Source organism: Pseudomonas sp. S2_H01 (assembly GCF_054668305.1).
In genome coordinates this window covers 17,701-43,598 of record NZ_CP162756.1, presented here as the reverse complement: position 1 = coordinate 43,598, position 25,898 = coordinate 17,701, and the positions used below count along the sequence as shown (strand labels likewise).

The window sequence follows — 25,898 nt, the reverse complement described above, 5'->3', positions numbered from 1 at the left end:
GCCGACCGGAATCAGGAACAGCGCATAACCTTCGCAGACCCCTCGGTTTGCTTACGTTGGATCACGCACGACCAAAGAGCGGAACGCCCGTGGCGTTGGTATCACTGTGTACCGTTATGCGCCTGAAACTGGCGCCTGCACCCTGATTCAAACGCTCAATGATCTGGTGAACCCTTCGTTTTTGACCTTCGATCACTCACAGACTCGTCTCTATTGCGTGCATGGTGATCTCAGCGAGGTGAGTTCCTTCGCCATCGATGCCAAAACCGGTGAGCTGACCAGGCTTAATACAGTTGGCAACCAAGGCAAGAATCCTGTTCACCTCAGCGTTGATCCGACCAACACATTTTTGGCTGTCGCTAACTATGCAACCGGTGGTTTCGCTATTTTCCCTATTCAGGACGATGGGAGCCTCGGCGAGCTGGCTCATCTTGAATCGCTGCCTGGAGAGCCTGGGCCGCATAAAGTGGAGCAAATCAGCTCTCATCCACACATGATTCCATTCGATCCGTCGGGCCGATTCGTCGTCGTCCCTGATAAAGGTCTGGACAGTGTCTTTGTTTATCGCGTACAGCAAAACAACGCCAAGTATGGTGCTACACACGTCAGCATGATCAAGGCTCGCGAAGGATCAGGCCCACGCCATGTTGTATTTGCGCCGAACGGCAAAAACGCTTATGTAGTCAACGAGCTTGATAGCAGCGTGACGGGTTATGCCTATGATCCTGAGCAGGGCGCGCTCACGCCGCAGGAAATTGTTCCCACGCTGCCGTCGAGTTTCACGGGCAACAGCCGTGCAGCGGCAATCGTAATGGCGCCTTCCGGAAAGTACCTCTATGTCTCAAACCGGGGCCACGACACTGTGGCTAGCTTCTCGATCGAACAGGGAGGTGTGTTGACTGCCAAAGGGCATACATCGTCGCAAGGTCGCAAACCTCGCTTCATGAATCTGACCCCGGATGGCGCACGCCTGTTTGTGGCCAACGAGGAGAGCGACACGATCGCCAGTTTCGACGTTGAGCAGAACTCGGGAGCGCTGACCTCGAGCGGCCAGGTCATCAAAACCGGCAGTCCAGTGTGCATGATTTTTAAAACCGTCTGATGGTTCGGCCTCTGGCCAGGCTCATTTTGATCGAACTCATAAAAAGGAGCGCGTAGCTGTGGAATTTGATCTTGAAGCTGTACGTGGGGACATGGCTCCCCATGGGGAGCTGCGGGTTGCAATCAATCTCGGTAATCCAGTCTTGGCGCAGCGTGATGAAAATACCGGGACTCTCTCGGGTGTGTCGGTGGCATTGGCATACGCGCTCGCGGATGAACTCGAAATTTCCCTGTCCCTGACGTCCTATGACGCCGCCGGTAAGGTTTTCGGTGCGCTCGAAGAACAGGCTTGGGATCTTGCGTTTCTCGCCATTGAGCCGGTCAGGGCTGAGAAAATCTCCTTCACAACCCCCTACGTCTGCATTGATGGAACCTATCTGGTGAAAACCGAGAGTAAGTTCCAGTGCGCTTCTGCCCTGGACACGGGCGGCTGCCGAATTGCGGTGGGTGAGGGGGCAGCGTATGACCTGTACTTGTCGCGAACATTGAAGAATGCAGAGCTCATCAGGGCTACGACCTCTGCCGGTGCTGTCGATACCTTTCTGGAATTAGGGCTGGAAGCTGCGGCCGGGGTTCGCCAGCCGCTGGAGCGTTTCGCGAGGTCGGCCTCAGGCGTCAGAGTACTTCAGGACAACTTCACTGAAATCCGACAGGCTATGGCTGTTCCGAAAGGGAGGGCGGCTGCGGCTGATTACGTTCAGAGCTTTATCAATCGCTCTATACGGAGCGGGTTTGTCGCCAGAGCGCTGGAGGCTAGCGGTGTACAAGACGCTCGTGTTGCGCAGCCTTCTGGCGCATAACCCGATGTCGTCGGCGATAATTCACTGACGTCGCGCCGGCGGATGTACCGAATTGATTGGCCATGTCCAGGTTTTCCGTGGCGACGGAGAGCAGGGCTTTTACCCACTCGCCTTCAGGATTGCGGTACATCGGTTCGGGAATGGACAGCTCGAAAACGGGCGTAATGTGGCTTTTCCGAGTCCAGGCATCAAGCTTCCCGGCGATGTCGGACTTGAGCGTCTCCGGCGATTTGCCTTTCGGCACGCGCAGGTTGACGGCGAGCTTGAAGGCTTTATCGTCCAAGGCGACGTAAGTCAGCGAGGCGGTCAGCGGGCCCATGAATTCGTCCGGGAAACCGACGCCGAGCTTGCCACCCAGGTAGTCCAGGCCCTAGTTATCGGCGGCGTATCGCGCGGCGTCGGTGATGTGATTGCGTTTGAGAGCAATGTTGCCGTCAAGGCTGTTGATGAAGTCCAGCATTCTGGCAACCGGAGTGACGCCTGATTGCAGCTCGGAAGAGTGGGCGAAAACGCCGGTCATGGACGTGATTTGCGCGCCGGTGCGTTCAGCATTGCGCCAGGCAAACGTGGCCATGACAGCGCCGTACCCTGTTTCGGCAATCACCACCAGGTAGCTGCCGTCGAGTCGGATTGCGTTAGAAGTAGTAGGGAGCTGACGCACGGTTGGGTTCAGGACCACTGGCCAGAGTCAGGCAGGCACCTGATCTGGCCAGACATTACACCGCTGCGCGGTGCTTGACCGCCGCTTGAATCGCTATTTGGAACTTGAGCCCGCGCCCGCTGATGAGGAGTTGCCGGGGCTTGAATTGCCCCCGCTTCCTGCCTCACCACCGGAGCCAGGCAAGGCGGTGCCTTTGGTGTTGGCGCCATTTTCGCCGCTGGGTCTGGACGACTCACCCGAGCTTGAGGAATTGCTGCCGGAAGACGAGGACGGGCCGCTCATGCTGCTACCGCTCGAGCTGCTTGGCGAGGAAGAACCGGCCATCGAAGGCGCCGAGAGCACGCAGGTAAGACCGGCCACTGCCAGCGCGATGCTTAATTTCTTGTTCATTGGGTAATGCCTCTTCATCAAAAAAGTCAGAAGGTCACACAAGGTCCAAGGACGGGCGGTGTTGCCCGTCCTTGTAAGCGTGTGACTCTCCGAGGCATTGGAAAAGTTTGAATAAATCGCTAATCGGCGATGAACGGTGCTTGTTAGACGACGGTGTTCATTGGGCGCTTAGCGTTTTGTGCAGAAAACCGTCGATCAGGCTCGCGATTTCATCGGGCTTCTCATCAAGTGCGAAGTGGCCTGCCTCCAGCACGTGAATCTCAGCCTTGGGCAGATCGCGGCGATAGGCCTCGGCTTCAGCGACATCGAAAGAAGGGTCGTATTTGCCCCATACCACCAGTGCCGGCGGCTGGTGCTCGCGCATCCATGCCTGCCACTTCGGATAGCTGGCGACGTTGTTTCGGTAGTCGTAGAACAGGTCGCTCTGCAGGTCCGCCTGGCCTGGCTGGTTCAGGAAATTGAATTCGTCGACCCAAAGGTCAGGGTTGAAATGCTCGATGTTCGGGCTTGAACCGATGTGCCGCTGGCGGGTGGTGGAAAACGAAAAGAAGCTGGCCCGCAACCCGGCCTCATTGGCCGCACGATTGGCCCAGAACTCGCGCCGTTTCTGCCACAACGGTCCCAGTCCATCCTCGTGTGACACCGCGTTCTGAACGATCAACGCCTGCAGCCTTTCCGGGTGAGCCACTGCCATGCGAAACCCGACAGGGCCGCCATAGTCCTGCATCAACAGCGAATAGTGTTGCAAGCCCAACGTCTGCGTGAAGTCCTGCATGACAGCGGCCAGATGGTCGAAGGTGTAGGCGAAAGTTTTCGGGTCTGGCGAATCACTGTGGCCAAAGCCCGGATAGTCCGGCGCCACCAGATGATAACGCTCAGCCAGCCGAGCAAAGAGCGGGTCGTACATGCGCGACGAACTCGGAAAGCCGTGCAGCATCAGCAGCGTTGGAGCATCTGGACGACCGGCTTCGCGATAAAAAATATTCAAGCCGTCGACGGTGACGGTGCGATAGGCAACAGATGAGCGTTCCATTGAATGGCCTTCGGTTTCGGCTGCCTGAGCGGCCCCTACCATAGGGGCACTCAGCGCGCACATCAGTGTGACGGTGGAAAATAACTTGAGCATCGATAGCCTTCCAGTTCAGAGCGGTAATGGGCTGGGTCGATGGCGACGGCAGGCAATTTGGTCACCCGCCGACAGTCAGCTGATCGCGTTTAGCAACACGCAAAGAACAGCTGGGCCATGTCGAGATGGCCGATTTAATCATGAGGCCGCACTCGAAAAAGCGTGGGTTTGTATGCGTTTGTAGGGCGCGGTATCCGGGATACAGTCCTATACAAAAAGTGCTGTAAGCGTGGGGGACATTCACTGAAGTGGCCGTTAACCCAAGCAGTCGCCGTGTCCGCGCAGCGCCCGTCGCGCGTAGTAATTGAAGGCAGCGCCGTGGCGCTTGGGCGTTGAAATCCAGTCGTGGGCTTCTCTGCCCAACGTCTCCGGAATCGGGCGGATTTCACCCGCGCTCATGGCCAGCAACTGCATCTTGGCCGCTCGCTCGAAAAGCAGCGCCAGCACACAGGCCTCCTCGATGGAGCCCCCCGCGATTAGCAGTCCGTGATGAGCGAGTAGAATGGCGCGCTTGTCGCCGATCGCATTGGCAATGATTTCGCCTTCCTCGTTGCCCACGGGGATGCCGGGCCAGTCCTTCAGAAACGCGCAGTCCTCGAACAGTGGGCAGATGTCCATGTGCGACACCGCCAGCGGCACTTCGAGCATCGACAAGGTCGCGCTGTGCAGTGCGTGGGTGTGGATGATGCAGTTCACGTCGGGCCGGGCGCGGTAGAGCCAACTGTGAAAACGATTGGCAGGATTGGCCATACCCTGACCCTGAAGGACATTCAGGCCTTCGTCGACCACCAAAAGACTGGACGCCGTAATCTCGTCGAAACCCAGGCCCAGGCGCTGCGTATAATACGTGCCCGGTGCTTGCGCACGGGCAGTGATCTGGCCCGCGAGGCCAGAGTCGTGGCCGCCGTCAAACAGGATGCGGCAGGTGAGCGCGAGCTTTTGCCTGGCGCTGTAATCGTTGTCGATCAGGGCGGTCATCATCTGTTGCTCGGCGAGCTTTACGAGCTGGTCTTTCGGGGCGTTCAGGGTCGTGGTCACGGTCAGCACCTGTTTGAGAGCCGTTCAAAATATTGGCGGGCGCTGCAACGCCCTCAAGACACAATGTGATCCTAATGACACCTTGTGTCATTATCAAGCTGTGTGTCATGACCTTTGAGGAACAACGCGGGATGGCGGTACACCTGAGAATCTTGCGCAAGAAGATGGGCATCACGCTGGAGCAACTGGCCGGCCTGACCGGGTTGACCAAAAGTTACCTTTCCAAAGTGGAGCGGGGCGTGAGTTCCCCCTCGATTGCTGTCGCCCTGAAACTGGCCAAAGCCCTCAATGCCCAGGCCGAGGAGCTGTTCAGCACTGAGCCGTTGCCGCTGGAGGGCTATAGCCTTGTTCGGCGTCAGCCGCGCGGTGTATCCGATGGCGCATCTGCGCCTGCTCACGTGCCGTTGGCGCGTCATATCGGGCAAAGGGCGCTGTTGCCTTTTCTGGTGTATCCGCCGCGTTCATTCGGCCATTCGGCGTTCAAGGAGCACCTGGGCGAGGAGTTCATCTTCGTCGTGCGCGGACGCGTGGAGGTCGATTTCGGTGACGAGCGCCAGACCTTGGACGAAGGGGACGCGCTGCATTTCAACGCGCAGAAATCCCATCGGTTGCGCACCGTGTCCGACGAGCAGGCGGAGTTGCTGGTGGTTGTACACAGCACCGACGAGTGATTCGGGGCGGTGGGCATGGACATCACATTGGTGCCAGGCCTGGCGCTGTTGGGGCCAAAGCCGTGTCGCTCGCCGTACTGACCCTGTTTGCAGCGGAATGTAAATAATCTGCAAAGGTCGGCCGCGTCGCTTGTTCGTCCGGGCCATGCAGGGCTAAATGGCGCAACAATTCGAAACATCCCCGGCTGCTTGAACCTCTTTGGCCCGCCCGCTGTCATTGGCGGTGCCCTGTGCGCGGCTGCCTCGTGGCTGACCGATGCATGCCCGGCGCCATGCCGTCGAACGTGCCCGTTTTTCCTGTCCATTCGTTTCTTGTCCACGCAGAAGTATCCAATGACCCAGATTTCGGCAGCCCGCTCACGAAAGCGCCTTGTATTTGCGCTCCTGATAGCCGCAGCCATTGGCGCTGTTTTTGTCTACATCGAACGCACACCGTCGTCAGCGCCCGGAGCGTCCGCGAGTGGTGCAGCTGCGTCGAGTCCAGGAGGACGTCACGGCGGGCCGGGCATGACCGATCCCAATGTGGCGGTCAGCGTTGCCGTTGGCACGGCGGCCACGGCGGACGTGCCGGTGATTCAACAAGCGCTGGGCACGGTTGTTCCTAACTACTCGGTCACGGTCACCAGTCGTGTCGACGGCGAACTCATGGCCGTGTATTTCACCGAGGGACAGTACGTGAAGAAGGGTCAGTTACTGGCGCAGATCGATCCGCGCGCGTATCAGGCCACGCTGGATCAGTACCAGGGCGACATGGCGCAGAACCAGGCGTTGCTCAAGAGCGCGCAGCTGACCGAAGAGCGTTACAAGCGGCTGTTCGCCAAAGACTCGCTCGCCAAGCAGGACCTGGACACCCAGACCGCCACGGTCGGGCAGTACGCCGGTGCAGTGAAGGCGGATCAGGGCCAGATCGACGCCGCGAAACTGAATCTGCTGTACGCCAAAATCGTTTCGCCCATCGACGGCTATGTCGGCCTGCGTCTGGTCGACCCGGGCAACATCGTCTCGTCCAGCAGCACCACCGGCATCGTCACTGTCACCCAGACCAACCCCATCGCCGTTACCTTCAGCTTGCCTCAGGCGCAGCTGGCGACACTGTTGCCCAAGGTGCGCAAAGGGGAGGCGTTGAGCGTGCAGGCGCTGGACCAATTGGGCACGACGCCGTTGGCCAGCGGTACGCTGAAATTCATCAGCAACGAAATCGATACCACCACCGGCAGCATCAAGCTCAAGGCGCTGTTCGATAACCCGGACGAGAAGCTCTATCCCAACCAGTTCGTCAACGTGAAGCTGACCACGGACACGCTGCGCAACGCCGTAGTTGTGCCTTCCGCCGCAGTGCAATTGAGCAGCGACGGCGAGTTTCTGTACGTGGTCAAGGACGCCAAGGTCACCCGCCGAAGCATCAAGGTGGGTCCGGTCATGGGCGAGCAGACGGTGGTGACCCAAGGCGTGCAGCAAGGCGAACAGGTGGTCACTCGCGGCATCGACCACCTGCGTGAAGGCAGCAAGGTTGAAATCGAGAAGCCCGCTAGCTCCAACGTCATTGCAACCGCAAGCGGGAAGCCAGCCACGGGCAATGTCAATCCATGAACCCGTCACGACTGTTTATCCAGCGGCCGGTCGCGACGCTGCTGTTGATGATGGCGGTGATGTTGGCAGGCATCTTTGCTTACCGGTTGTTGTCCACCTCGGCCTTGCCTGAAGTCGACTACCCGACCATCCAGGTCAGCACGTTATACCCGGGCGCCAGTTCGAGCGTGCTGGCCTCGGCCGTTACCGCGCCGCTCGAACGCCAACTGGGGCAGATGTCGGGTCTGACGCAGATGTACTCGACCAGTTCGGCCGGGGCGTCGGTGATCACCCTGAAGTTCTCGCTGGATCTGTCGCTGGACGTCGCCGAGCAGGAGGTGCAGGCGGCCATCAACGCCGCCGACAGCCTGCTGCCCACTGACCTGCCAAACCCGCCGACCTACAAGAAGGTCAACCCCGCCGATACCGCCGTGCTGACCCTCGCCGCGACGTCCGACAGTCTGCCGCTGACCCGGGTGCAGGATCTGGTCAACACCCGCGTTGCGCTCAAACTCTCGCAGATTTCCGGCGTGGGCATGGTCAGCCTCGCGGGAGGCCAGCAGCCAGCGGTGAAGATCGAGGTCAACCCCACCAGTCTCGCTGCCCACGGTCTGACCCTCGAAGACGTGTATGACAAGGTCAACGCGGCCAATGTGAACGGCTCCAAAGGCGGCTTTGACGGCCCGTCGCATTCGATCACCATCGACGCCAACGACCAGTTGCGTGACGCAGTGGAGTATGGCGAGCTGGTGCTGGCTTACGAAAACGGCGCGGCGTTGCGACTCAAGGACGTCGCGACCACTGCCGAAGCGCCCCAGGACCAATACCTGGAAGCCACGGCCAACGGCCAGCCGGCCATCGTGATTGCCGTGCAACGCCAGCCCGGCGCCAATGTCATCGAAGTGGTCGATAGCATCAAGCAGAAGCTGGCGACGCTGCAAACGGCGTTGCCTGACTCGGTCAAGCTGACCGTGATCAGCGACCGTACCCAGACCATCCGCGCCTCGATCAAAGACGTGCAGATTGAACTGCTGCTGTCCATTGGACTGGTGGTGCTGGTGACCTTCGCGTTTCTGGGCAACTTTACCGCGACACTGATTCCCAGCCTCGCGGTCCCGCTTTCCCTGGTGGGCACATTTGGGGTGATGTACCTGGCGGGTTTCAGCATCAACAACGTGACGCTGATGGCCCTGACCATCGCCACCGGTTTCGTCATCGATGACGCGATCGTGGTAGTGGAAAACATCACCCGGCACCTGGAGGAGGGCGAGGAACCGATGGCGGCCGCTTTCAAGGGCTCGCGAGAAATCGGCTTCACCATCATTTCGCTGACCTTTTCGCTGATCGCGGTCCTGATCCCGCTGCTGTTCATGGGCGATGTGGTCGGGCGGTTGTTCCGCGAGTTCGCCATCACGTTGGCGGTGGCGATTCTGGTGTCGATGGTGGTCTCGCTGACCCTGACGCCGATGCTCTGCGCTCACTTGTTGCGCCACGTGCCCGACGACCAGAAAGGTCGCTTTGCGGCGTGGGGCGATCGTCAGTATCAGAAAGTGCTGGACGGCTACGACCGTGGCCTGATGTGGGTTCTGGATCACCAACGCCTGACCCTGCTGATGGCGCTCGGAACTGTAGCGCTGACCGCGCTGCTTTATCTGGTCGTGCCCAAAGGCTTTTTCCCGACCCAGGACACCGGTTTGATCCAGGGCTTCACCCGCGCGTCGCAAGACGTATCGTTCGCGGAAATGGCCCGCCGTCAGCAGGCCATGGTCGAGGTGGTGCGTCAGGACCCCGCCGTGCAGTCGGTGTCGTCCACGATCGGCGTCGACGGCAGCAACAGCTCGCTGAATAACGGCCGTCTGCAGATCGAACTCAAGCCGTTCGATGAGCGCGACGAAACCGCCACTCAGGTCATTACGCGTCTGGAAAAGTCCGCTACAGCCGTGGCGGGTATCCAGTTGAACCTTGTCTCATCACAGGACCTGACCGTAGACGATCAGCTGACGCCCAGTCAGTACCAATTCACGCTGGACGATTCGGAGAGTGCCAACCTGTCGGGGCTGGTGCCCAGGCTGATGGAGAAGCTGCAGCATCGCCCGGAAATGCGCGATGTCATCGACAACCTGCAGGATCAGGGGTTGGTGGCGTATGTCGAACTGGACCGTGCCGCCGCCATGCGCTACGGCATCAGTGCTTCTGATGTCGACACGGCGCTGTATAACGCCTTCGGCCAGCGCCTGATTTCAACCATCTTCACTCAGTCCAACCAATACCGGGTGGTGCTGCAGGTGCCGGGCAAATTCCAGCAATCGCTGGCGTCCTTCAACGACATTTACCTGGCAGCCGTCACACCCAATACCACCACGGGGACTTCCACCGTCAGTGGCACCTCGTCGAGCACAGGCAGCACGACCAGCACCGCCAGCACGGCGGCACAGATGGTCCGCCTGACCGACATCGCCAAGGTCGGTCAGCGAACCGGCTCCCTGTCACTCAGCCGCCTTGATCAGTTTCCGGCCGTGACCCTGTCGTTCAACCTGGCCGATGGCTACTCGCTGGAGCAGGCCCAGCAAGCGATCAGCCAGGTCATGACCGAACTCGACGCGCCCAGCAGTATCACGCTGCGTTACCAGGGCGCGGCCGAGGCGTTTCAGACCGCGACCGGCAACACGCTGTGGTTGATCCTCGCGGCACTGGTCACGATGTATATCGTGCTGGGCATGCTGTACGAGAGCTTCATTCACCCGGTGACCATTCTCTCGACGCTGCCATCGGCGGCCATCGGGGCGTTGCTGGCGCTGATACTGACGGGCACCGAGTTCGGCCTCATTGCTTTGATCGGCGTGGTGCTGCTGATCGGGATCGTCAAGAAAAACGCGATCATGATGATCGACTTCGCGCTCGAAGGTCGCCAGCACCTTCGCCTTGATGCGCGTGCGGCCATTCACCGTGCGGCGCTGTTGCGCTTGCGGCCGATCCTGATGACCACGCTGGCAGCGCTGTTTGGCGCGTTGCCGCTGATGCTGGCCACGGGCGCCGGTGCTGAGCTGCGCCGACCGTTGGGTCTGGTGATCGTGGGCGGTCTGCTGCTGAGCCAGGTGCTGACGCTGTTCACCACACCGGTGATCTACCTGATGTTTGACCGTCTCTCGGAGCGGGCCAAGGCACGTGTGAACCGGGGCAGGGCGCAGGCATGAACCTTTCCCGGCTGTTCATTCGTCGTCCGGTGGCGACGCTGTTGCTGAGCCTGAGTATTACGCTGGCCGGGATCCTGGGATACATGCTGCTGCCGGTGGCGCCGCTGCCTCAGGTGGATTTCCCGACCATCATGGTCAGCGCCTCGCTGCCCGGTGCCAGCCCCGAAACCATGGCGGCCACGGTGGCGACACCACTGGAACGCAGCCTTGGACAGATCGCCGGTATCACCGAGATGACGTCGACCAGCAGCCAGGGATCCACCACCCTGATCCTGCAGTTCGAGCTCAATCGCGACATCAACGGCGCTGCCCGTGACGTGCAGGCGGCCATCAACGCCTCGCGCAGCCTGCTGCCCAGTTCCATGCCGTCGCTGCCGACCTACCGTAAGGCCAACCCTTCCGAAGCGCCGGTGCTGATGCTGGCGTTGACCTCGTCGACCCGCAGCCCCGGCGAGCTTTACGACCTGGCCTACAGCAAGCTGCAACAAAAGATCGCTCAGGTGAACGGCGTGGGCGAGGTCTCGGTCCGCGGCGGCGCGTTGCCCGCGGTGCGCATCGACATCCAGCCCAACCTTTTGAACCACGCCGGTATTTCGCTGGAGACGGTGCGCGAGGCCGTCAACAACGCGACCAAGGCCAAGCCCAAGGGCATTCTGCAGGGCGATGCGCAAAGCTGGGTGGTCGATGGCAACGATCAGATCGACAAGGCCAGTGATTACCAGGCACTGGTCATCACCTACCAGAACGGTGCGGCCGTGCGCCTGCGTGATGTTGCGAACGTCTACGACTCGGTGGAAGACACCTTCGTCGGTGGTTACTACAACGGCCAGCCTTCGGTGACGCTGGGCGTGACACGTCAGGCGGGCGCGAACATGCTGCAGACCATCGACAGCATCAAGGCGCTGATTCCGGAGCTGCAGCGCGAGATTCCTGGCGACGTGCAGTTGATCAGTGTCATTGACCGTGGGCCGACGGTGCGTTCGTCACTGCACGACACGGAAGAAACGTTGTTGATCGCGACCTTGCTGGTGATTGCCGTGGTCTTCGTGTTTCTGCGCAACCTGCGCGCCACCTTGATTCCGGCGGTGGTGCTGCCGGTTTCGTTGATCGGCACGTGCTCGGTCATGTACCTGCTCGGCTACAGCCTCGACAACCTGTCGCTGATGGCCTTGATCATCTGCACCGGCTTCGTGGTGGACGATGCCATCGTGGTGCTGGAGAACATCGCGCGGTATCAGGAGCAGGGCATGCGCCCGTTGCGCGCCGCGTTGATGGGCACCCGCGAAGTCGGCTTCACGGTGCTGTCCATGACCCTGTCGCTGATTGCGGTGTTTATTCCCATCCTGCTGATGGGCGACATCGTCGGTCGGTTGTTTCGCGAGTTCGCGGTGACATTGAGCATCGCCTTGTGCCTGTCGATGATCGTCTCTCTGAGCCTCACGCCGGTCCTGTGCGTGATGCTGCTCCGTCAGCCTGCGCATGATGCCAAGGAACCGCGTGTCTACCAGTGGATTGAAGCAGGGCTCGCGCGGTTACAGGGGGCGTACATCGCGGCCTTGGCCTGGGTCATGCGCCATCGCCTGCTGACGCTGTTCAGCCTGCTGTTGACGGTCGGCTTCAACGTTTATCTGTATGCCACGGTCGCCAAGGGTTTCTTTCCGGCGCAGGACACCGGCGTGCTGATGGGCGCGGTGCGCGCCGATCAAAGCATCTCGTTTCAGGCGCTCAAACCGCACCTGATGCAGATCGCCCATGACCTGGCGGCTGACCCCGATGTGGAAGCGGTCATGTCGTCGACAGGCAGTGGCCGTGCAGGCTCGCGCAACACCGGTGATTTCTTTGTCCGGCTCAAGAATTACACCCTTCGCACCAGCAGCGCGGCGGCCGTGGCGAATCGCTTGACCAAAGCCAATAACAAAGTGGCGGGCATCCAGTTGTTCCTGACCCCGGCCGAAGACATTCGCGTGGGCGGCCGCAGTGCCAACGCCACTTACCAGTTCAGTTTGCAGGCCGATGATCTGGATGTGCTGCGCCTGTGGGCGCCCAAGGTCGAGGCGGCGTTGCGTACCTTGCCGCAATTGACCGGCATCGATTCCGACTCTCAGACCGGTGGCCAGGAGCTCAAGCTGCACATCGACCGCGCCGCCGCCAGCCGTCTGGGCGTGAGTGTCACCGACATTGATAACCTGCTGAACAACGCCTACAGCCAGCGGCAAGTCGCCACCCTTTACAAAACCCTGAACCAGTACCACGTGGTCATGGGCCTCGATCCGTTCTACACGAGCGACGCAACCATGCTCGATCGCATGTACGTGATCAACAGCGACAACCAGCAGGTGCCGCTGACCGCATTTGCCACCTTCGCCCCGGACAATGCACCGCTGGCGGTGGCCCACCAGGGTCAGTCGGCGACCAGCACCATTGCCTTCAACCTGCAGGACGGCGTGTCCCTCGATCAGGCGACGGCGGCCATCAACGCTGCGGTGGACAAGGTCGGGCTGCCGCGAGACATACAATACGGTTTTGCCGGGACCGCGCAGGCCTACGCCGCGCTGGCGGCGAGCATGCCGTGGTTGATCGCGGCGGCCTTGCTGGCGGTCTACATCGTGCTAGGTGTGCTGTACGAGAGTTATATCCACCCGCTGACCATCCTCTCGACCTTGCCGTCGGCGGGGGTGGGCGCACTGTTGCTGCTCAAGGCGGTGAACATGCAACTGACGGTGATTGCCCTGATCGGCATCCTGCTGTTGATCGGCATCGTCAAGAAGAACGCCATCATGATGATCGACTTCGCCTTGATGGCCGAGCGCGACCGCAAGCTGTCGCCGGAACAGGCGATCATCGAGGCCTGCCGCATGCGGTTCAGGCCCATCATGATGACCACGCTGGCCGCGTTCTTCGGCGCGTTGCCGCTGGCGTTGGGCAGCGGTGGCGATGCCGACCTGCGCAAACCTCTGGGCGTGGCCATCGCAGGCGGCCTGGTGCTGAGCCAGCTGTTGACGCTGTTTACCACGCCGGTGGTGTACCTCTATCTCGATCGCCTGAGCCGCGCGTCCCGCACCTTATGGCACACGCGTATTCGCCGCACTCACGTGCCCGGCTGACTGACAGGGTTTAACTGAATGAACGCATTTCCTTTGTCCCGCCTCTGTACCGCCCTGTTGCTCAGCAGCACCCTGTTGGCCGGCTGCATGGTCGGCCCTGACTATCAGAAGCCGACCGCGCCCCTCTCTGCGACCTTCAAGGAAGCGCAAGGCTGGAAGGCGGCCAACCCGCAGGACGAACTGCCGAAGGGCGCCTGGTGGACGCTTTACCAAGACCCGCAACTGGACGCGCTCGTCGGCCAGGTGCAGCTCAATAACCAGAACGTTGCGCTGTACGCTGCCCAGTACCAGCAAGCGCTGGCCTTGGTCCGTCAATCCCGCGCCGAACTGTTCCCCGTACTGACCGGCACGGGATCCAGCACCCGCAGTGAGACGGGCACCGGATCGTCATCCACGGGTTCGTCGTCCGGCAGCAGTGCTGGCGGCGTGAGCAAGGAACATTCGGCGAGCCTGGACCTGAGCTGGGAAGCGGATATCTGGGGCAGGTTGCGCCGCACTAACGAGCAAGACCGCGCCAGCGCCCAGGCCAGCGCCGCCGACCTCGCCAACGCGACCCTGAGCGCGCAATCGTCGCTGGCTCAGAATTACTTCCAGCTGCGCCTGCTCGATCAGCGGATTGCCTTGTACCGGGAAACCATCGCGGGTTATGAGCGCTACTTGCAGATCATTCAAAACAAGTACGACGAGCAGATTTCCTCGCGTGCCGATCTCGCGACCGGCAAGACCCAACTGCAGAGCGCTCAGGCCTCCATGCTGGACCTGCAATGGCAGCGCGCGCAGTTGGAGCACGCCATCGCGCTACTGATCGGCAAGCCGCCTGCGGATTTCACCCTGTCAGCTGATCCGGCCTGGCAGTATCACGTGCCCGCCGTGCCATTGGGCGTGCCGAGTCGCCTGTTGGAGCGACGGCCCGACATCGCCGCCGCCGAGCGTCAGATGGCCGCTGCGAACGCGGCGGTCGGGGTGGCGACGGCGGCCTATTACCCTGACCTGACACTGAGCGCCAGTGGCGGTTATCGAAGCTCGACCGTGAGCAATCTGTTTTCGTTGCCCAACCGTTTCTGGTCCATCGGCCCGAGCCTGACCGGGACGATTCTCGATTTTGGCGCGACGCGGGCGGGCGTCGATCAAGCGCGGCACGCATACGATGCGACGGTGGCAACCTACCGCCAGACCGTGCTGACCGGTCTGGGCGAAGTCGAGGATTACCTGGTGGAGTTGCGCACCTTGCAGCCTGAGCTGGAAGCACGGCGTAACTCGGCTCAATCGGCCGAAGAGTCGGCGGCGGTCAGCCGCGACCAGTACGAAGCCGGCGTCATCGATTACCTTGACGTGGCCACGACTCAGGCCACCAGCCTCAACGAGCGCCAGACGTTGCTCAGTCTGGTGGCGACTCAGTTGGTCACCAGCGTCCAGTTGCAGGCAGCGCTGGGTGGTTCCTGGAATCCTGAGCAACCGTTTTCCATGGCGGCCGGAAACGCCGGAACGCAGTGACGTTCGAGGGCATCGTGTGCCGCTCAAAGCCCCAGGCACACGGCGCCAGCAGCGACGACAGCGCACACGGTCCAGCGTTTGGCGCTCATGTCTTCGCCCAGGAACACGCGCCCGATCAGCGCGGCGAACACCACGCTGGTTTCGCGCAGTGCCGACACGCCGCCCATGGCGCCCGATTGCATCGCCCAGATCACAATCCCGTAGGCACCGATGGACACCAGTCCGCCGCCCAGCGATGAGCTCACCGAAAGCGGGTGGGTGCGGATCGGGTTCAACAGCGCGGCCCATCCGCGCTTGGCGATGAAGAGCAGTGGCATCGACCAATAGAACATGAACATCCAGGCGGTGTAAGCAAACGCCTGGCCGTTGGACTGACGCACACCAATGCCATCGATCACCGTGTACAGCGCGATGATCACACCTGTGCTGAGTGCCGCGAGCACATCGGCGCGGGACACACGGCGGTCAAGCAACGCCAGCGCAAGAATACCGCCCGATATCATGACGATCCCGAGCACGTGCAGAGGGCTGATCGCCTCCTGAGCGAACAGCGCCGCGCCGAGGGTTACTAGCAAGGGCGATGACCCTCGCGCAATGGCATAGGCCACTGAGAGGTCGCTGCGGCCGTATGAACGGATGAGGCTGATGTTGTAGACGATGTGGACCAAGCCAGAGGCAACGATGTACGGCCACGCCCCGGCGGCTGGCAGCGGCAGGTTCAGGGCGACCAGCGTGGAGACAATGGCGATGACGATGCTCATCCAGGCCATGGACAGGTGTCGGTCGCGGTTGCCATGCAGCAGGGCGTTCCAGCTGGCATGAAGGACGGCGGCAAGCAGGACAAAACCGCCAGTGGCGCTGAGCATGGTGTTGTTTTCCAAAATTAGGGCAGAGGGGAGTGCTTCAAAATAGACATCGTCGGCCGACGCTGGCGTGATCAGCAAAATATCTATCTTGGTGGGCCCTGACAAACCAGATAAATTGGCGCTTCACATCAGACAGGCTATTGCGAATGAATCGGGTATTGCCTCCCCTCAATGCGTTGCGTGCCTTCGAGGCGGCTGGCCGGTTGGGCAGCTTCAAGGACGCAGCGGCGGAACTGCATGTCACGCAAGGGGCGGTCAGCCAAAGCGTTCGTCTGCTTGAAGACTGGCTCGGCGCCGCGTTATTCGAACGGCACAACCGGCGAGTGGTGCTGACGCCTGCGGCCAGCGCGTATCTGGCGGATGTCGGGCCGCTGTTCGAGCAGCTGTCGCAGGCGACTGCGAGGTTCGGCTTCCCGGTCTCTGCGACGCGTACGCTGTCCGTGAATGCGTCCGCGACGTTCACACTGCGCTGGCTGGTGCCACGACTGGAAGGACTCCGTGCCCGGTATCCCGGCATTGAAGTTCAAGTAGAGACCTCCAACAGACCGGTGGAAAGTTTGCGGACGGCTTATGACGTCGTCATTCGCGGCGGACCGGACACGCTTTACGGTTATTCCACCCACGTGTTCCTGCGCGAGGAACGGGTGCCGGTGTGCAGCCCTGCGCTGTTGCAGCGTCTGCCGCTGCAAACACCCGAAGACCTGCGCCAACACACGTTGCTGCACACCTCAAGCCTTCCACGGCTCTGGCCGGACTGGCTGGCGAGCGCCCGGATTCCCACCTTGAAACCCGCTGCGGCCGTGGTCTTCGATCATTTCTACCTGACCTTGCAGGCGGCCATTGACGGCGTGGGTATCGCAATGGGACCGGTTGCGCTGGTGTCCAGCGATCTGGAGGCCGGCCGGCTGGTCATTCCGTTTGCCCAGCCGCGGCTCAAATCCCGCAGTTATTGCGCTTACGTTCCGGCCGACAAAGCCGCAGACGAAACCATCTCGCTGTTTTGTGCATGGCTGCAGGAGGAGGGCAGCCTCAGCGGTCCGACACTGCGCTAGCGCTCACACTATGTGGATTGGGCGGGTGATGCCCGGTGAAGCGGCGTTCTGCTGCCGCGCACGCCTATCGGCCTGCATCGCCGCCTCAATGAACTCGATGAACGCGCGCACCTTGGCGTTCAATGCCGAGCGCTCGCTCACACAGGCGTAGATCTCCATGGGTTCAGGCTCCGCACCAGTAGTACCGGCAGGGTCTGACTCGAACAGTGGCAACAGCCTGCCGCTGTCAATCAGCGGCTGAGCGATGAAGCTTGCCAGGCGCGCGATTCCGCCGCCGTTCAAGGCGATTTGCGCGAGGGTGTCGATGTCGTCGCAGATGAAGCCCGGCTGGAGTTTCGCTTCAAAACGTTTGCCGTTGAGCCGAAAGCTCCACGGCAGGAAGCGTCCATCGGTGGGGTAGCGAAACACCAGGCACGCGTGGTGTTGAAGGTCTTCGGGCGTGAGGGGGATCCCTGCGCGCTCAAGGTACGACGGTGAGGCACAGAACACGAACGGGATCGAGGCAATGCGCCGGGCAATCAGTTGATCGTTCAGTTGTGCCTCGATACGCAGGCTGACGTCGACACCTTCAAGCCTGTGGTCGACGCGCCGGTCAGTGCTGATCAACTCGATATCGATGCGTGGGTACAGTGCTTTGAACGCGGGCATCAGCGGCGCCAGCACGTAACGTCCGAAAGCGGTGGTGGTAGCGATGCACAGCGAACCTTGCGGGGCGGTCGCAACGGCCGCTGCCTGCGAGGCAAGGTCGATGTCGTGGGGGATGTGGCGCACCTTCTCGAAGTAACGCGCGCCGCTTTCAGTGAGCGCCATGCGGCGGGTCGTGCGCGACAGCAGGCGTGCGCCCAGATGAGTTTCGAGCCGGGTGATGCTCTGGCTGACCGCGGCAGGGCTCATGCCCTTGGCACGTGCCGCTGAGGCAATGCTGCCGTTCTCCACCACGCTGATGAACGTCTTGATCAATCCCAGTATGTCCATCGGCTCCTCCTGATCGATTCGTCGATTTTACTTAAGAGTCAATCAAGCGCAACCCGCCTACCGGGCGGGCGGGCAGCTTGTTAGGTTAGCCGCTCACTTTCTTCCACCCATCAGCAAGGACTTCACGATGGACGCCAGAACCCTGCGCAGTACCGCAAAAATCCGTTTCCCCAAAGCCATGACCGCGTACGTCTTCGCGCTCTATATGGCCACGATCATGGCCTTTCTGATGTGCCTCGTCATCACGCTGGCAGAGTTCGGCTTTGATGACCATTACATGAGAAACGTGATGAGTGCCTACCGCGTGGCGATGCCATCAGCGTTCGTGTGCGTGCTTGTCGTGCGCCCGATCGTTGCCCGGCTTGTGGCCTGGACCGTGCGTTGCGAATGAAAGCGTAGGGCGAGGTGCAGTCAGCGAGGGACGCCGACGGCGTGATATTCTTCGCACCTTGCCAATCTTTCCAGTGGAACCTCCGTGAAATTCATTCACCAGCGCGAACACCTCAACGAAGACGACATTGTGGTGATCGAAGCCTCCGGCATCTGCAACATTCGTCTGATGAGCGACGCCAATTTTCGCAGTTTCAAGAACGGTGGACGTCACACCTATCACGGCGGCGCGTTTGATACGTTTCCGGCGAAAATCGTGGTGCCGAGCAGCGGCTTCTGGAACATCACAATCGATACCGTTACCAAACGGGCCATCAGCGTGACCCGCAAGCCTGACGTCAAACACTCGATCAAGATCGTCCGCCGGTCCAGCTCGTCCTTGCGCTGAGCGCCCGGACGCATCGCTATCCATCGTCGGCGTCGATAGTCAGCATCATGTCTTTCAAGTTCAGTTCTGGTGCCGGAACTGGACAATGGCCTGTATTGAAGCGCCTGCCAGCAGGGCAGCATTTGTTACAGGAGACCGCCGATGCGTCGTTTATTTTTTTCCGCTGTATTGATGATGTCCGGCTCGCTCTTGGCGGGCTGTGCGTCCGCGCCCAACGAGCCGACGCTGACCCTGGTCACCCAAAAGTCCCCCGAGCAGTTCACCGCCTGCGTGATGCCAAAACTGCAAGACAATGCACTGAGCCCCAGCCTGTCTCAGACCCAGCGGCATTATCGGATTGTGGTCTCAAGTTCCGTCGCCGCCGATAACGTCATCGAAGCCTACAAGGCCTCGAACGGCGGCAAGGTGTTTGTGTATGAACGCAGTCTGCTGAGTTCCGGGTTTGGGCGGGCGGCGAAAGACTGCGTTTGAGATCTGAGTGGGCTTTTGTCACACAGCTGTCACGTAACTGTCTGTGACCTGCCACATAAAACGAAAACATTCACTGGTATGATCGATGACTTTTTTTCACGGGTCATCTGTCTCATGCGTCGCGCAGTATTCAATCAAAAGGGAGGGGTGGGCAAATCCAGCATCGCCTGTAATCTGGCCGCTGTGAGCGCCGCCGAAGGGTATCGGACGCTGTTGATCGACCTCGATGCACAAGCCAACTCAACCCATTACCTGACCGGTCTCACGGGCGATGACATGCCCGTCGGCATAGCCGATTTTTTCAAGCAGACCCTGTCGTCGTCCTCTTCGGGCAAGAAGAACCGGGCCGAGATCAGCGAGACCCGCTACGACAACCTGTTTCTGATCGCCTCCAGCGCGGAGCTTTCCGATCTGCAGCCCAAGCTTGAATCCAAGTTCAAGATCAACAAGCTGCGTCGTTTGCTGGTTGAGCTGTCGGGGGATTACGAGCGGATCTACATCGACACGCCGCCCGCGCTGAATTTCTATTCCTACAGCGCCCTGATTGCCGCCGACCGGGTGCTGATCCCGTTCGATTGCGACAGCTTTTCCCGCCAGGCGCTGTACAACGTCATTGCGCAGGTCGCCGAGCTGCAGGCCGATCACAACGAATCCCTGACCGTCGAAGGCATTGTGGTCAATCAGTTCGTCAGCCGCGCCAGCCTGCATCAGAGCCTCATCGACGAATTGATCGCAGAAGGCTTGCCCGTGCTGTCGACCTACCTGAACAGTTCAGTGAAGATGCGTGAGTCCCATGAGGCGTCGGTGCCGCTGATTCACCTCGATGCACGGCATAAATTGACGTTGCAGTTCGTGGCGTTGCTGACCGAGCTGGAGCGGGCCGCCTGATCCTCGGCACTCGAAGTCATTTGGCGATCACCGGTTCTTTGGTTAGTCTGCCTGCATCTTCGTGTCGTCTTTCAACGGGAATTGCTTCGGGTGATCAAACCGGTAACGCTCCTTCGCCGTCGTTTTGCCTCCATGCGCTGGCGCACCCGCGTCACGCTTTGGGTAGCCGCCACGCTGGCCGGGCTGCTTGTCGTGATGTTCGCGCGGCTTGCCGACCTGGCGCTGGCGCAATTCGCCCAACAGACCAGCGAGCGGCCTTGGCTGCCGTTCATCTACACCCCGTTGGTCGGGATGCTGGTGGTGTGGCTGACCACCCGTTTCTTTGCCGGTGCGCAGGGCAGCGGGATCCCGCAGGTGATCGCGGCGACGCGGCTGGTCCACCAAGGGAAGCCGGTTAACACATTGGTGTCACTGCGTATCGCCTTCGCCAAGATCAGCCTGGGAACGCTGGCACTCACTGGCGGTTTTTCCGCGGGACGCGAAGGGCCGTCGGTTCAGGTCGCGGCGTCGATCATGCATTTCTTTCACCGGTTTTTGCCGAATGCGCGAATCGTTCGTGCCGAGGATCTCATCCTCGCCGGTGGCGCCGCGGGCATTGCTGCGGCTTTCAATACGCCGCTGGCGGGTATCGCCTTCGCGGTAGAGGAGCTGGGGCGCAAGCTGGAAACCCGCACCAGCGGCGTGCTGCTCAGCACCATCATTCTGTCCGGCATGGTGGCGATTGCCCTGCAGGGCAATTACAACTATTTCGGCCATTTCGGCGTTCAGGACATCAGCGTCGACATCGTTGTCCCGGCGTTGGTGATCGGCATCGGCTGTGGGTTACTGGGCGGGCTGTTCAGCCGGATGCTGTTGTGGCCGCAACGGCACCGACACTTTGTTTTATGGGAGTGGCGCCGCATGCATCCAGTCTGGTTCGCCGGCGCATGCGGGCTGATCGTTGCGATACTGGGTTGGGTCAGCGGCGGAATGTCGTTCGGCAGTGGTTACGGCATCACCTCGCAGGTCATCGCGTCTGAAGTCGGGCTGCCGTGGCATGCGCCCGTGACCCGATTCCTCGCCACGGTCGTGACGTATTTCTCAGGCATTCCCGGCGGTATCTTCGCCCCGTCCCTGGCGGTGGGCGCCGCCGTCGGCAGCAATGCCGCCGAGTTGTTCCATCTTGCGCTTCAACCGACCATTGCCTTGTGCATGGTCGGCTTTCTGGCGGCGGTCACTCAGTCGCCGATCACGTCAGCCATCATTGTGATGGAGATGATCGACAGCCACGGCATGGTGATCAGCCTCATGGCCGTTGCTTTGATTGCCAAGGCGGTGAGCTCGCGCATGGGGCCGGAGTTGTACCAGCAATTGGCGCGCGGGTTTCTGCAGGCGGCGCACACCGACACTGCACCACGCAAGACCGAGGGATGACCCGGTCGGGCGATGCAGTGCGCAGCGGGCCCGCTTAAACGCTGCCTTCGCTTTCCACCACCAGAATGCGCGCGACGCCCAGCGGGTGAGCGACGTGCGCGGTGCCGACCGAGGCATAAAAGACATCACCGGTTTCAAGGATCGTCGACTGCTCGACACCGTTGTCCTTGAAGTGCATTTCCACACGGCCGTCCAGCACCGCAAAGACTTCCTGGCCGTCGTTCACGTGCCACTTGTAGGGTTGGTCGGTCCAGTGCAGCCGGGTGGTGATGCCGTTCATGTTGGCGATGTCGAGCGCTGCCCAGGCGCGCTCGCCGGTGAAGGATTTACTGCGGATGATCTTCACGGTTTTACCTTCTCTTCAGTCGAGTCGACGGCACAGGTAGGCCTGTGTCTGGTACGGAAAGGCGATGGTCTCTTGCCCGCGCAGCGCCGGATGCGTGCTGATCAGCTCGCGCAATTGGTCGGTGACGATGGCTTTGTCGGCGGGGGGCAGGGCAGCGATGAAGCTCACCGACAGAAACCGGTTCATGATCACGGTCTCGGCGCTGCCGGTGTGGGTGTACGGAAAGCAGGCCATGTCGGGCTGAGAAAACGAGGCCCCGTTGAAGGGTCGCCGCCAGTCACCGGTGTGAAAGCGCGGCGTGTCGCCTTCGTAGGGGGTGATGATGCGGGTGATTTCCGCGACCCAGTCGACTGATTCGTCCCGCACGTTCCAGATCAGCCCCAGACGACCACCGGGTTTGAGTACCCGGTGTATTTCCGAGAGCGCCGCTTCCTGGGCAAACCAGTGAAAAGCCTGAGCGCACACCAGGGCATCGGCTTCGCCATCGGCCAGCGGCATGGACTGCGCGGTGCCTGGCAAAATCGTCGTGTCGGGCAGATGGGTGGAAAACTCCTGCCGCATGGCGTTGACCGGCTCGATGGCGATCAGGCGTTCGGAAAGAGGTTTGAGTAAGCGGGTGAACTTGCCGGTTCCAGCGCCCAGATCAACGACCGTGGACGTGGACGTGATGCCGAGAGTGTCGCGCAACCACGTGCTGATTTCATTCGGGTAATCCGGCCGGCCTTGGGTGTACGTGCCCGCCTGCGTTGAAAACCCCACCTGAGCCGCTTTGTGAACAACTGTCATCGTCAGCCTTCCTCTGAGTGGAAAATGGCCGGCGCATTATGCGCCAGATTCCGGCGGCCAGGCGCTCATTTCCAAGCCTTGATTCATGCCGGATTCGTCAACAGTCTTTGTTCCGTCGATGGCTATTTGGGACATGGCTTAACACTTAGCATTTGTTCTACCCGCTGAGCAAAAGAAACACGTCAGTGGCTCATACGGGAACTGGAACGCGCTGTGTTACTTCCTCGACGACAAGGTGAATGAAATGAGCTTTTCAAAAATTGCGATGTATATAGTCATGGGCAGTGTGTGGGCGCCTGCGTTTGCAGACGACCATCAACCCGCTGAAACGGCCGGTAATATGGCGGTTGAAACCTACACTTACTCGACGCCTCTGGACATCCAGAAAGTGATTTCGGTAACCGATGTTTCCGACAAGTGCGGTGCAACGCCGGTGCGCATGACCTATCAGGATTCTCACGGTCAGCAGCACGTCATTGAATACCAGGGCGTCGGTATTGCCTGCACCAACGGTTGATGGTCATGCGGGCGATGGAGGGTCGACACTCCATACTGTCGCTGACTGACCGACGCCCTGATCATCACCTTTTTCTTGCAGAACCCGCGACTTTCTCATCCGACGCCAGCAAAGCCGGAATGGCACTTTTAAGAAATTCCACCCAGGTCTTTATCTTTGCGTCCACGAACTTTCTCGACGGATAGATCGCAAACAGATTCAACTCCTCCAGATGATAATCCGGCAACACGCGCACCAACGTCCCCGCTCTAAGTCCCTCGACCGCCGACGCAATTGGCTGTATCCCGATACCCATTCCGTTCTTGATCGCGACCGTCATGCCATCGGCTGTATTGAGGTGGAGCGGAGAGGTGGGCACGTTGACCGTTTCCACCCCTTCAGGTCCATCGAATGTCCAGCTTTGCGCCGGCATGACCGTGTTTACGATCCGCAGGCAATCATGGTCGTGCAAGTCGTTGGGCGATTGCGGAATGCCGCGTTTACTCACGTAGGCCGGTGACGCGCACACGATGCTGTAGGTGATGCCCAGCCGTTGCGCCACGAATCCTGAGTCGGGCAGGTCCCGCGCCAGTACGATGGACATGTCGTAGCCTTCCTCGATCAGGTCGGGCACGCGGTTAGTCAGGTTCAAATCGAACCTGACCGACGGATGAATCTCTCTGTATCGGGCAATCGCACCGATGACGTAATGGTTGCCGATGGCCGACATGGCGTGAATTTTCAAACGCCCCGACGGCTTGACGTGTGCGGTTGCGGCTTCTTCGTCAGCGTCGCGCACTTCATCGAGGATCTTTTCGCAACGCTGCAGATAACGTGCGCCAGCTTCGGTCAACGCCAGACGACGCGTGGTGCGATTGATCAAGCGGGTCTGCAGTCTGGCCTCCAGACCCGAGACGGCCTTGGACACATTGGTGGTGGTCGTGTTGTGCAGGGCGGCGGCTGCGGTGAAGCTGCCACTTTGAGCGACGGCGATGAAAAAACGCATGGTCTGAAAGGTGTCCATCGTTTTTACCTTAAGGGAATGACAGGAAAGTCAGGAGCGCAGGAAGCGTTCGATGGCAAATCAAAGGTGCAAGGTTAGCTGCTGACGGGGCGCATCGATCGCGCTGAAGGGCACGTTTCCGGTCTGGGAAACGTGCCCGGTCACACGCGTTCAGTTCGCAGCGGTTGCCGTTTCGCGACGGTCAGCGCGTGGGTCGAAGACTCCCACTGAATTTCCACCCAGGGCGACGAACAGCCGCACGGTGTCGAGGTATTGCGCTGTCTTCACGCGGATCTGACCCAGTAACGCCTGTTCGTAGGCACGCTCGGCTTCGAGCACCTGCAGGAGGCTGTTTTCGCCTTGCGCATAAGCCTGCTGGTTGAGTTGCAAGCTGGTTTGTGCGGAACGCAACGCGTCGTTCTGAGCCTGGAATTGTTCGGCGTCATGGTTGATCGCCTGCAAGGTGTCGGCGACCTGGCCAAACGAGGTGATGACGGTCTGCTGATAACCGGCCAGCGTGGCTTTGTAGCCATCAACGGCCGCCTGACGCTCGGCTTGCAGTGTGCCGCCATTGAAGATCGGTGCCGTCAAGCCCGCCGCCAGACCCCAAAGGGCAGCACCGCCATTGCCCGAAGCCGACTGTGTCAGTGCGGCGGACAGTTCGACATGGGGGTACAGATTGGCGGTGGCGATACCGACTTCGGCGCTTGCCATGTGCAACTCGGATTCTGCCTGCCGTACATCAGGGCGATTGCGCGCGGTTTCCGAAGGCAGACTGACAGGGACGCTGGCGGGCAAGACGAACTCGGCAAACTCGAACGCTGGAGGCGTCCAGTCACCCGGGCCTTTGCCGGTCAGGATCGCCAATGCATGACGGGCGGCGTCACGTTGCTGGGCCAGTGGCGGCAGCAAGGTCTTGTCTTGAGCCAGCCGCGTTTCAGCGAGCGACACGTCGATCTGCGTGGTACTGCCGCTGGCGTGCGCCAAGCGCACGAGCTTCAGGTTCTTCTCGTCGTTGGCGAGCAGGTTCTGAACGGCGGTCATCTGGGCATTGGCAGAGGCGATCAGGATCGCCTGACTGGTCACGTCGCCGGTCAGTGTCAGGTACGCCGCTTCGTAACGATGCTTCTGCAGTTCGGCGAAAGCGGCCTGTTGTTCGACGCGACGCTTGTTACCGCCAAAGGCGTCCAGGTCGAAGCTGACCCGAGGGCCGATGGCATACGCGTTATCGACCGACGTTTGCGGGGCGTTGTGGGTCTTTTGACGGCCGCCTGACGCGGCGAAGTCCACTTGCGGATACAGCGCGCCTTCAGCCGCCGCGACAGACGAGGCCGCCTGGCGAATCGTGGCGTCGGCGGCGACCAGCTCAAGGTTGCCGTCGATGGCGCGGCGCACGACCTGATCGAGCGTCGGCGACTTGAAGGCCGTCCACCAGTTGCCGTTGACGGCCTGGCCCAGCTCGATGCGTTGTTCACCGACGGTGTCGCCGTTCTTGCCCAGGCGTTGTTCGGCTTGTTGATCGTAGTGTTGCGAGGTGGCAGGCGCGGGTGACTGGAAGTCAGGACCGACGGAGCAGGCGCAGAGCAACATGAAGACGGACAGGGCACCGATCTTGAGGGTGAAAGGTGGTCTGTTGGCAGCAAAGGCAGTGAGGATCATTGGGCAGACTCCACGAA

General features: G+C 60.6%; 23 protein-coding genes and 1 pseudogene. 15 read left to right on the top strand and 9 right to left on the bottom strand.

Going from position 1 to position 25,898, the window contains the following annotated elements:
* Positions 1–106 precede the first annotated feature (106 nt).
* Entirely contained in the window at positions 107–1,102 is a 996-nt protein-coding gene (locus AB4N84_RS00200) for a lactonase family protein (protein WP_460044733.1), read from the top strand.
* A 91-nt stretch (positions 1,103–1,193) separates the two neighbouring features.
* Positions 1,194–1,901: a transporter substrate-binding domain-containing protein gene (locus AB4N84_RS00195; RefSeq protein WP_460047186.1), complete on the top strand. Its 708-nt coding sequence runs from the start codon at positions 1,194–1,196 to the stop codon at positions 1,899–1,901.
* 19 nt (positions 1,902–1,920) lie between these two features.
* Here AB4N84_RS00195 and AB4N84_RS00190 read toward each other — a convergent pair.
* A pseudogene (locus AB4N84_RS00190) lies at positions 1,921–2,550 on the bottom strand (dipeptidase); the annotation flags it as partial.
* A 97-nt stretch (positions 2,551–2,647) separates the two neighbouring features.
* Here AB4N84_RS00190 and AB4N84_RS00185 point away from each other — a divergent pair.
* Positions 2,648–2,959 (top strand): hypothetical protein, encoded by a 312-nt coding sequence (locus AB4N84_RS00185; protein WP_460044731.1) that lies wholly within the window; start codon positions 2,648–2,650, stop codon positions 2,957–2,959.
* Between the two features lie 150 nt (positions 2,960–3,109).
* On the opposite strand, the gene AB4N84_RS00180 is transcribed toward AB4N84_RS00185, so the two are convergent.
* Both AB4N84_RS00180 and AB4N84_RS00175 read right to left on the bottom strand, forming a co-directional pair.
* Positions 3,110–4,078: an alpha/beta fold hydrolase gene (locus AB4N84_RS00180; protein ID WP_460044729.1), complete on the bottom strand. Its 969-nt coding sequence runs from the start codon at positions 4,076–4,078 to the stop codon at positions 3,110–3,112.
* A 255-nt stretch (positions 4,079–4,333) separates the two neighbouring features.
* Positions 4,334–5,116, bottom strand: coding sequence for an aldolase (locus AB4N84_RS00175; RefSeq protein WP_460044728.1), 783 nt, complete (start codon positions 5,114–5,116; stop codon positions 4,334–4,336).
* 131 nt (positions 5,117–5,247) lie between these two features.
* Here AB4N84_RS00175 and AB4N84_RS00170 point away from each other — a divergent pair, with 131 nt between their 5' ends.
* From AB4N84_RS00170 to AB4N84_RS00150, 5 genes are all read left to right on the top strand, one after another.
* Positions 5,248–5,787, top strand: coding sequence for a helix-turn-helix domain-containing protein (locus AB4N84_RS00170; RefSeq protein WP_460047185.1), 540 nt, complete (start codon positions 5,248–5,250; stop codon positions 5,785–5,787).
* 333 nt (positions 5,788–6,120) lie between these two features.
* Positions 6,121–7,377, top strand: a complete 1,257-nt coding sequence (locus AB4N84_RS00165; protein WP_460044726.1) for an MdtA/MuxA family multidrug efflux RND transporter periplasmic adaptor subunit — start codon at positions 6,121–6,123, stop codon at positions 7,375–7,377.
* Positions 7,374–10,550 (top strand): efflux RND transporter permease subunit, encoded by a 3,177-nt coding sequence (locus AB4N84_RS00160; RefSeq protein WP_460044725.1) that lies wholly within the window; start codon positions 7,374–7,376, stop codon positions 10,548–10,550. The genes AB4N84_RS00165 and AB4N84_RS00160 overlap by 4 nt, the downstream gene beginning before the upstream one ends.
* Positions 10,547–13,654 (top strand): efflux RND transporter permease subunit, encoded by a 3,108-nt coding sequence (locus AB4N84_RS00155; protein ID WP_460044723.1) that lies wholly within the window; start codon positions 10,547–10,549, stop codon positions 13,652–13,654. The genes AB4N84_RS00160 and AB4N84_RS00155 overlap by 4 nt, the downstream gene beginning before the upstream one ends.
* Before the next feature lie 18 nt (positions 13,655–13,672).
* On the top strand, positions 13,673–15,148 hold the full coding sequence (locus AB4N84_RS00150) for an efflux transporter outer membrane subunit (RefSeq protein WP_460044721.1): 1,476 nt from the start codon (positions 13,673–13,675) through the stop codon (positions 15,146–15,148).
* Positions 15,149–15,171: 23 nt separating this feature from the next.
* Here the strand turns inward: AB4N84_RS00150 and AB4N84_RS00145 are convergent, their stop codons facing one another.
* Positions 15,172–16,014, bottom strand: a complete 843-nt coding sequence (locus AB4N84_RS00145; protein WP_460044720.1) for an EamA family transporter — start codon at positions 16,012–16,014, stop codon at positions 15,172–15,174.
* A gap of 146 nt (positions 16,015–16,160) precedes the next feature.
* Here AB4N84_RS00145 and gcvA point away from each other — a divergent pair, with 146 nt between their 5' ends.
* The gene (gcvA, locus tag AB4N84_RS00140; protein ID WP_460044718.1) at positions 16,161–17,066 is read left to right on the top strand and encodes a transcriptional regulator GcvA; all 906 of its coding nucleotides are present in this window, start codon (positions 16,161–16,163) and stop codon (positions 17,064–17,066) included.
* A 3-nt stretch (positions 17,067–17,069) separates the two neighbouring features.
* Here gcvA and AB4N84_RS00135 read toward each other — a convergent pair whose 3' ends face one another.
* Positions 17,070–18,041, bottom strand: coding sequence for a LysR family transcriptional regulator (locus tag AB4N84_RS00135; RefSeq protein WP_460044717.1), 972 nt, complete (start codon positions 18,039–18,041; stop codon positions 17,070–17,072).
* A 127-nt stretch (positions 18,042–18,168) separates the two neighbouring features.
* Here AB4N84_RS00135 and AB4N84_RS00130 point away from each other — a divergent pair, with 127 nt between their 5' ends.
* From AB4N84_RS00130 to AB4N84_RS00110, 5 genes are all read left to right on the top strand, one after another.
* Positions 18,169–18,432 carry a DUF2798 domain-containing protein gene (locus AB4N84_RS00130; RefSeq protein WP_460044715.1) on the top strand — a complete coding sequence of 88 codons (264 nt, stop codon included), beginning with the start codon at positions 18,169–18,171 and terminating at the stop codon, positions 18,430–18,432.
* A gap of 84 nt (positions 18,433–18,516) precedes the next feature.
* Positions 18,517–18,819, top strand: coding sequence for a DUF1883 domain-containing protein (locus tag AB4N84_RS00125; protein WP_074754002.1), 303 nt, complete (start codon positions 18,517–18,519; stop codon positions 18,817–18,819).
* A gap of 141 nt (positions 18,820–18,960) precedes the next feature.
* A complete protein-coding gene (locus tag AB4N84_RS00120) occupies positions 18,961–19,290 on the top strand; it encodes a hypothetical protein (RefSeq protein WP_074754000.1) in 330 nt (109 codons plus the stop codon).
* A gap of 114 nt (positions 19,291–19,404) precedes the next feature.
* The gene (locus tag AB4N84_RS00115) at positions 19,405–20,178 is read left to right on the top strand and encodes a ParA family protein (RefSeq protein WP_460044714.1); all 774 of its coding nucleotides are present in this window, start codon (positions 19,405–19,407) and stop codon (positions 20,176–20,178) included.
* A gap of 90 nt (positions 20,179–20,268) precedes the next feature.
* Complete coding sequence (locus AB4N84_RS00110; RefSeq protein WP_460044713.1) at positions 20,269–21,591, top strand: chloride channel protein; 1,323 nt, start codon at positions 20,269–20,271, stop codon at positions 21,589–21,591.
* A 34-nt stretch (positions 21,592–21,625) separates the two neighbouring features.
* Here the strand turns inward: AB4N84_RS00110 and AB4N84_RS00105 are convergent, their stop codons facing one another.
* Complete coding sequence (locus AB4N84_RS00105) at positions 21,626–21,937, bottom strand: cupin domain-containing protein (protein WP_074753997.1); 312 nt, start codon at positions 21,935–21,937, stop codon at positions 21,626–21,628.
* 15 nt (positions 21,938–21,952) lie between these two features.
* Complete coding sequence (locus AB4N84_RS00100) at positions 21,953–22,723, bottom strand: class I SAM-dependent methyltransferase (RefSeq protein WP_460044711.1); 771 nt, start codon at positions 22,721–22,723, stop codon at positions 21,953–21,955.
* A 244-nt stretch (positions 22,724–22,967) separates the two neighbouring features.
* Here AB4N84_RS00100 and AB4N84_RS00095 point away from each other — a divergent pair, with 244 nt between their 5' ends.
* Positions 22,968–23,240, top strand: coding sequence for a DUF2790 domain-containing protein (locus AB4N84_RS00095; RefSeq protein ID WP_074753993.1), 273 nt, complete (start codon positions 22,968–22,970; stop codon positions 23,238–23,240).
* A gap of 64 nt (positions 23,241–23,304) precedes the next feature.
* On the opposite strand, the gene AB4N84_RS00090 is transcribed toward AB4N84_RS00095, so the two are convergent.
* Positions 23,305–24,243, bottom strand: a complete 939-nt coding sequence (locus AB4N84_RS00090; protein WP_074753991.1) for a LysR family transcriptional regulator — start codon at positions 24,241–24,243, stop codon at positions 23,305–23,307.
* 150 nt (positions 24,244–24,393) lie between these two features.
* Positions 24,394–25,881: an efflux transporter outer membrane subunit gene (locus tag AB4N84_RS00085; RefSeq protein WP_460044710.1), complete on the bottom strand. Its 1,488-nt coding sequence runs from the start codon at positions 25,879–25,881 to the stop codon at positions 24,394–24,396.
* Positions 25,882–25,898 lie beyond the last annotated feature (17 nt).